Source organism: Candidatus Jidaibacter acanthamoeba, from assembly GCF_000815465.1.
Lineage (GTDB): Bacteria > Pseudomonadota > Alphaproteobacteria > Rickettsiales > Midichloriaceae > Jidaibacter > Jidaibacter acanthamoebae.
In genome coordinates this window covers 1-277 of the sequence record NZ_JSWE01000160.1, presented here as the reverse complement: position 1 = coordinate 277, position 277 = coordinate 1, and the positions used below count along the sequence as shown (strand labels likewise).

1 protein-coding gene is annotated in these 277 nt (G+C 35.4%); it reads left to right on the top strand.

The genetic code is table 11. The annotated features are described in order from the left end of the window. Positions 1 to 38: 38 nt before the first annotated feature. On the top strand, positions 39 to 277 hold a 239-nt coding region (locus NF27_RS07805; protein ID WP_161791841.1), incomplete at its 3' end, for an ankyrin repeat domain-containing protein.

Here is a 277-nt window from a genome sequence, read left to right as displayed (position 1 = left end):
TACTAGAGCATACTCTTGATCAAGAAAAAAGAGATAAAATGATCCATGCTAGAAGCAACCAAGCTTTTGTTAATGCTGCTAGCAGTGGCCATATGGAAGTATTAAAGTTACTACTAGAGCATACTCTTGATCAAGAAAAAAGAGATAAAATGATCCATGCTAGAAGCAACCAAGCTTTTGTTAATGCTGCTAGCAGTGGCCATATGGAAGTATTAAAGTTACTACTAGAGCATACTCTTGATCAAGAAAAAAGAGATAAAATGATCCATGCTAGAAG